At 67.6% G+C, this 6,584-nt stretch carries 6 protein-coding genes; 5 read left to right on the top strand and 1 reads right to left on the bottom strand.

What is annotated here, in order from left to right; all coding sequences use genetic code 11:
• On the top strand, nt 1-585 hold a 585-nt coding region (locus tag QMO14_RS32425), incomplete at its 5' end, for a sensor histidine kinase (RefSeq protein WP_367618190.1).
• Here the strand turns inward: QMO14_RS32425 and QMO14_RS32420 are convergent.
• The gene (locus QMO14_RS32420) at nt 558-1,370 is read right to left on the bottom strand and encodes a DUF1266 domain-containing protein (RefSeq protein ID WP_301512198.1); all 813 of its coding nucleotides are present in this window, start codon (nt 1,368-1,370) and stop codon (nt 558-560) included. The genes QMO14_RS32425 and QMO14_RS32420 overlap by 28 nt on opposite strands.
• Nucleotides 1,371-1,860: 490 nt before the next feature.
• On the opposite strand from QMO14_RS32420, the gene QMO14_RS32415 reads away from it, so the two are divergent.
• The 4 genes from QMO14_RS32415 to QMO14_RS32400 are packed head-to-tail and all read left to right on the top strand — an operon-like array spanning nt 1,861 to nt 6,578.
• Nucleotides 1,861-4,167, top strand: a complete 2,307-nt coding sequence (locus QMO14_RS32415; RefSeq protein WP_301512197.1) for an alkaline phosphatase family protein — start codon at nt 1,861-1,863, stop codon at nt 4,165-4,167.
• Nucleotides 4,164-5,627 carry a cytochrome-c peroxidase gene (locus QMO14_RS32410; protein ID WP_301512196.1) on the top strand — a complete coding sequence of 488 codons (1,464 nt, stop codon included), beginning with the start codon at nt 4,164-4,166 and terminating at the stop codon, nt 5,625-5,627. The genes QMO14_RS32415 and QMO14_RS32410 overlap by 4 nt, the downstream gene beginning before the upstream one ends.
• An 11-nt stretch (nt 5,628-5,638) precedes the next feature.
• A complete protein-coding gene (locus QMO14_RS32405) occupies nt 5,639-6,250 on the top strand; it encodes a hypothetical protein (protein WP_301512195.1) in 612 nt (203 codons plus the stop codon).
• A gap of 7 nt (nt 6,251-6,257) precedes the next feature.
• Nucleotides 6,258-6,578 carry a hypothetical protein gene (locus tag QMO14_RS32400; protein ID WP_301512194.1) on the top strand — a complete coding sequence of 107 codons (321 nt, stop codon included), beginning with the start codon at nt 6,258-6,260 and terminating at the stop codon, nt 6,576-6,578.
• The last annotated feature ends 6 nt before the right edge of the window (nt 6,579-6,584 follow it).

Below are 6,584 nucleotides of genomic sequence, written 5' to 3'. Positions count from 1 at the left end.
CTGCAGATGGCGCAGCAGCCCGGCACCGCCATGAACGACGTGGCGCTGCACCTGCGCGATGCGGTCGACCAGCTCAAGCTCACGGTCGATGCCATGCACGGCTGCGAAGGCGACGTGGCCTCCGCGCTCGGCAGCGTGCGCTACCGCCTCGGCCCGCGCCTGCAGGCCGCCGGCATCGATCTGCGCTGGGACGTTGGCTCCCTGCCGACGATGACGGGCTGGAGCGCGCGCGAGTCGCACCAGTTGCAGATGCTGCTGTTCGAGGCCTTCGGCAACCTGGTGGCGCATGCGCAGGCGACGCAGGCCAGCCTCGGCGCGCGGCTGGTCGAAGGCGCTACGGAAGAACGCGCCATCGAGATCGAACTGCGCGACAACGGCAGAGGCTTCGATGCGCAGGCCGTATTCGCGGGCAAGGGCTTGGCGAACATGCGTGCGCGGGCTGCGGCGCTGGGGGGAACGCTCACCGTGCGCTCGCAGCCGGGCGACACCAGCCTGCTGCTGCACCTGCCCGTGCCGCCGGTCTCGACGGCACGGGACGAGCCCGCCCCCGGAATGGGTCAGCCCGCGAACGCCACGCTGCGATAAGGGCTGCGCGCGTTGCTCAGCAGCAGGCGGTTGGTGCGCAGCAGGTTCTCTTCGCGCGCATCGGAGTACTTCCAGATCAACCCGCCCGCGATGTACGCCGCGCTCACCTGCGACCAGTTGCCGTACGCCTCGCGCACCTGCCTGGCGAGGCCGCCGGCAAAGCCCGCGAACTCCGCGCGTTCGATGTAGCCGAGCTGCACCGCCCAGCGAGAAAGGCTGGCCAGACGCACTGCATCCCACGCGACCAGGCTGGGCACCTCGGCCTGAGAGACCTGGAAGTGCTTGCGCAGTGCCTCGACCCAGCTCGGGCTGCCCGTCATCAGTGCGGCCAGTTCCTGCGTCGACTTGCCGCTTTGCGCGGCAAGCTCGCGATAGTCCAGGCTCTTGCGCGCCTTGATCTGGAAGAACGCGGGAAAGAAGGCGTCCATGACCATGCGCACGACCATCGGCGTCTCCTGCGTGGCCTTGTCGATCGCGCCGACGGCCTTCCACAACGGCTCGTACGCCGCACGCTGCCCTTCGTCGACCAGCCAGCGCGCGGTCTGCTCGAAGCTGGCGCGGTCGTGCACGCTCCAGATGTCGGCGATGCCTTCGCGCAGCACGTCGTTGTCCTTGCCGGTGAGCACGGTGTCCATGAAGTCGCCGTTGAAGGCCGACAGCGGCGCACTGAGCGTGACCAGCCAACGTTCCTCGCTGTTGAGCCCTTCGGCACCTGCAGCGGTGGCGTCGAAGTGAAGCTCCTGGTTGTCCATCAGCGCATGGCCGAGCGCATCCATCATCCCCATTGATATCCCTCCTGATTGAAACGGGCGCGCTTGCTGGTGCCGTTGGCGCGGCTGCACTCCACAGCCCAAAAGGGGGCGATGCTACACAGAATGGCCGCGGGGAAAAACTGATGAATTCTTCACTCGCGGCCATATGAAGAAGTGAAGGCGCGAAGCGCGAGAACTTTCGCATTCGCAACGGCAGATGCATTTCGATCACTCGACATGCACGAAGGTCAGGCTTCGGTCAGCCGTGCTTCGGGCATTCGTGCCTGCTTTTCTGCTCCCGTCTTCGAGTTGCGTACAACGCAATCCCTCCTAATTCGCACCTAAGTCTTTTGCCTTTTGACTGACACAGGGCAAACCTAGATTCGTCTGCGATCCGCAGTGGCGAGGGAGACGAACGGCATCGGCCATGGGCCGTGGAACCGCTTCATGCAACCGCTGCGCACGTGTTCCCCTCCACGCTCGAAAGCAGAAATTGAAAGCCACTCCAAAAATCAGATCCGGCTTGCTCTACCCCACCCTCACCGCACTCGCCGCTTCGCTGCTGGCCGCGTGCGGCGGGGGCGACGGTGGCTCGGGCCCCGTTGCCTTCCTGCCGCCGCCCGCCACGAGCCAGCCTTCCGCCGGCCCCGGCGGCACCACCTTCAGCGGCGTGCTCACTGCCAGCGCGTTCAAGCCGGGCAGTGCCACCGATCCGGTGATCGCCGCCGGCTACTACTCGGGTGCCACCGTCTGCGTGGACAGCGACGGCAACGGCCGCTGCGACAGCGGCGAGCCCGCCGCGGTGACCGATGCCAATGGCAGGTTCAGCCTGTCGCTGTCGGGCCCATCGGCGCTCATCGCCGACATCGGCACCAGCGCCAGGAACACCGCCACCGGCGCCAGCGTGCCCACGCGCGAAGTGCTGCGCGTGACGCTCGACCAGGTGAAGGAGCAAGGCACCTCGGTGGTGGTCAGCCCGCTGTCGTCCGAAGTGGCGCGCCTGATCGAGGCCAACGGCACGAGCTACGCGGTCGAGAAGCAGAACCTGGCGACGCGCCTTGGCGTGTCGGCCGATGCCGTGCTGGGCGACGTCAACACCGCGGCAGGCAGCACGCAGACGGCGATGCTGGCCGAGTCGAACGCGTTGAACAACCGCTTCGCCTACGCCACCACCAAGCTCGACCGCGGCGACCTGTACCCCGATGCACTGGCCAACCCCGGCGGCGATCCGCGCCTGAGCGGCATGGCCGGCGTGACCACGGCCACCGCCACCGTGGCCGACAGCCGCAAGAAGATCACCTTCCTGCAGTCGCAGCAGGCCGCCTTCAACGTGGAAGGCATTCCGCGCTACGACAACATCTTCATCGTGATGCTGGAGAACAAGGCCACGTCGTCGATCCTGAACTCGGCCTACGCGCCCAAGATCAACGGCTACCTGAAGGCCGGCAACCAGCTCGTGAGCTACTACGCCACCGGCAACCCCAGCGAGCCGAACTACACGGCGCTGGGCGGTGCCGACGACTGGGGCATCACCGACGACAGCCAGTGGAACTGCGACGCCACCGGCGCCAACGCCGTACAAGACACGCCGGTTCCCGACAACACGCAGCCGGGCCTTTCCAAGTCGCCGTTCGCTGCCACCTGCACGCAGAAGGGGACCAACCACAACATCGTGGGCAAGCCGAACCTCTTCAACGCCATGACCAGCGCCGGCCTGACGTGGCGCACCTACAGCGAGTCGATGAACCCGGGCCAGGACTTCCGCACCGACAGCGTGGCCGACACCGCCGTCACCGCCAAGGACAACGTGTACGCACCGGGCACGCTCGGCGGCAACGCCGCGGCCATCGGCGACCCCAACCTCGTGCTGCCGCTGCCCGGGGGCCTGTACAAGACCAAGCACCACCCGGGCATGGCCTACCAGAACGTGCGCAGCGCGCCCGAGTGGAAGTACAGCAACCGCACCATGGGCGGCGGCCAGTGGGATGCGGCGCTGAAGAACAGCACCGACTACACCATTCCCGCGAACTACGACTACGACCAGTTCGGCACCGACCTGGCCAGCGGCAACGTGGGCAACCTGAACTTCGTGGTGCCCGACCAGTGCGACGACATGCACGGCATCAGCGTGAAGGGCGCGGGCGGCACCGGCACCGCGAGCGACTGCAGCAGCGTGTCGAACAACGTGTCGAACACGGCCGTCTCGCCGATCATCACGCGCGGCGACAACTACGTGGACTACACGGTCAAGCGCATCCAGGCATCGCCGCTGTGGAAGAACACGCAGAAGCGCGTGGCCATCGTGCTGATGTTCGACGAGGGCAGCGCGACCAGCGGCTTCAACTCCTGCTGCGGGTGGAACGTGGCGAACAGCACCGTGGCCAACCCGATCAGGCGGAACGCCGACGGCACCTGGTCGGTCGATGCGTCGATCACCAACTACACCAACGGCAACCGCGGCCACGGCGAGAGCATCTTCGGCATCCTGACCAACCAGCCCGATGCACCCAAGGGCGTGTCCGACAGCGATGCCTACAGCCACTTCTCGTTCGTGCGCACGCTGCAGGACATGTTCCAGCTGGCGGACCCGGCCGACGATGCTTCGTACATGAACCGTTCGAAGTACACCGAGGCCTTCATCGCGCAGAACATCATGAACCTGCCCGAGTACGCCGGCAGTGCCGACACCCACTTCGACAGCGTGCGCCCGATCAATCACGCCTTCGTGATCCCGGCCGGCTACACGCAGAAGCAGTCGGGTGACGTGGCGACCGCCGCGCAGGTCGGGCCCGATGCGAATCAGTTCAACGTCTGGTCGCTGAAGCAATGAGCCAGCAACGCCGTTTCGGCCCGAAAGGGCCGGCGGTGACGCGCACCAGGCCCCTCGCGCCGGCGGCGCTGGCGGCGCTGGCCGTGGCCGGCGTTGCCGCCGCGGTGCTCGTCGCCTGCGGCGGCGGCGGCGGTGGTGGTGGTGGCACTGCCGTCGCGCTGCCGCCAGCAGCCGCTGCGGTAGCGGCGGCGAGTTCGCCCGCTGCGACGCCCGCGTCCGCCCCCGCGAGCACGCTGAGCCTCGCGGCGCAGGTGGGCCAGAAGATGTTCTTCGACAAGAACCTCTCGGGCTCCGGCGCGATGTCGTGCGCGAGCTGCCACGACCCCGCCCACGCCTATGCACCGGCCAACGACCTGTCGGTGCAGTTGGGCGGCGTGCACATGGACAAGGCCGGCCTGCGCGCGGTGCCCTCGCTGCGCTACAAGGACATCACCCCGGCCTACGCCGACCTGCTGGACAACCCCGACGGCATCAGCGTGCCGGGCCCCGGCGGCGGCTTCGCATGGGACGGCCGGGCCGACACGCTGGCCGCGCAGGCGCGCATTCCGCTGCTCGATACGCTGGAGATGGCCAACGCAAGCAGCGCCGACGTGGTGAAGAAGCTGCAGGCCGCCGACTACGCGCCGCTCATCGCCAAGGCCTTTGGCGACAAGGTGTTCGACGACAGCGACGCCGCCTTTGCGAAGGCGCTGCAGGCGCTGCAGGCCTATCAGCTGGAAGACAGGAGCTTCCACCCCTACAGCAGCAAGTTCGACCTCTACGCGGCCAACAAGATCGGCGGCAACCTCACGCCGGCCGAAACGCGCGGGCTGAAGGTGTTCACCAACCCGGCCACCGGCAACTGCGCCTCGTGCCACTACCAGGGCGCAGGCCTGAACGGCAGCTCGGCGCTCTTCACCGACTTCTCGTACGAAGCCATCGGCGTGCCGCGCAACGCGAACATTCCGGCCAACAACGACCTGAAGTATTTCGACATGGGCGTGTGCGGCCCGCTGCGCACCGACCACGCACCCGCGGCACCCAATGCGGCCAACAACTTCTGCGGCATGTTCAAGGCGCCGACCATGCGCAACGTGGCGACGCGGCAGGCCTTCTTCCACAACGGCGTGATGCATTCGCTGGAACAGGTCATCCGCTTCTACAACACGCGCGACACGCGCCCCGAGCTCTGGTATCCCACCGCCGGCGGAACGCCCAAGGCGAAGAACGACGCGGACTTTCCGACCTACGGCCTCGTCACCACGCAGTACACGGGCGGCAAGGTGCAGAAGTTCGACGACCTGCCGCCTGCCTACGCGCCGAACATCGACACGCAGCTGCCGATGGACGGCCGTGCCGCAGGCTCCGCGCCGCCCATGTCCGAGCAGGACATCGCGGACCTCATCTGCTTCCTGAACACCCTCAGCGACGCCGACACGAAGCCGGCCACCCCGGTCAAGCCCGGAGCCTGCGTCAATTGATTGCGACATCCATGAACAAGAAGATCCTTTCGGCGGCACTGGGTGCCGCACTCCTCGCCGCGCTCTCGGGCTGCGGCCCACAGCAGCCCGAGGCCAACCTGCAGAACCTCACGGCGGCCATGAACGCCTACCTCGCCAAGAAGGGCGACCTGTGCCTGGGCAAGACCCGCTGGCCCATCGACGTGCCGCGGCGCGAGGCCGGCACGCGCGCGCGCAACGCGCTGCAGATGCCGGTGCTGGAACGGCTGGGACTGGTGAGCGCCTCGAAGGCGACGGTCAAGGACGACAAGGACCAGGAAGCCGGCGAGATCGAGGTCACGCGCTACGCGCTGACCGAGGAAGGCAGTAAGTACTTCGTCGAGCGCGAACCGCAGGGCGACTTCTGCGCGGCCCACCTGACGCTGGACAAGGTCGTCGGCTGGGAAGCGCCCAAGGGTGCGAAGGAGCCGTCGGAGGTGGTGGTGACCTACACGTACAGGATCAATGCCGCGCCCTGGACCGGCAACGCCGAAGTGCAGCAGGTGTTCCCGATGGTCGACCGCGTGGTGCGCGGCGCCGGCACCATGCAGCTCAAGCAGAGCTTCAGGCGCACCGACACCGGCTGGGTGCCGGCACAGATCTGAGCGCGCCGTGGCCACGGACGCCGTGCTGCGCTTCCAGCCCGCGCTGGCCGACTGGGTAGTTCACAACCTGCGCCAGGGATGCACGGCCGCCGAGGTGGTCGATGCGATGCGCGCGCAGGCCATGCCGCTCGAAGCGGCAACAGCCATCGTCGATGCATTCGTCTTCGCGCTGCGCACCGGCAGCCCCCTGCCCATCGATTCGGTGACGGTGCAGCCGCCCTATCGCCGCGAACCGTCGAGGCTGGCGCCGGGCACGGCCATCCGCACCGCCGACAGGCTGGTGCGCGTGGCGGCGCGCGCGGCGCAACCGGCGCTCGGCTGCTGCTGAGAAAGA

Source organism: Variovorax sp. CAN15, assembly GCF_030462475.1.
Classification (GTDB): domain Bacteria; phylum Pseudomonadota; class Gammaproteobacteria; order Burkholderiales; family Burkholderiaceae_C; genus Variovorax.
The sequence above is the reverse complement of the archived record's forward strand: the minus strand, read 5'-3'. Positions and strand labels throughout refer to the sequence as shown.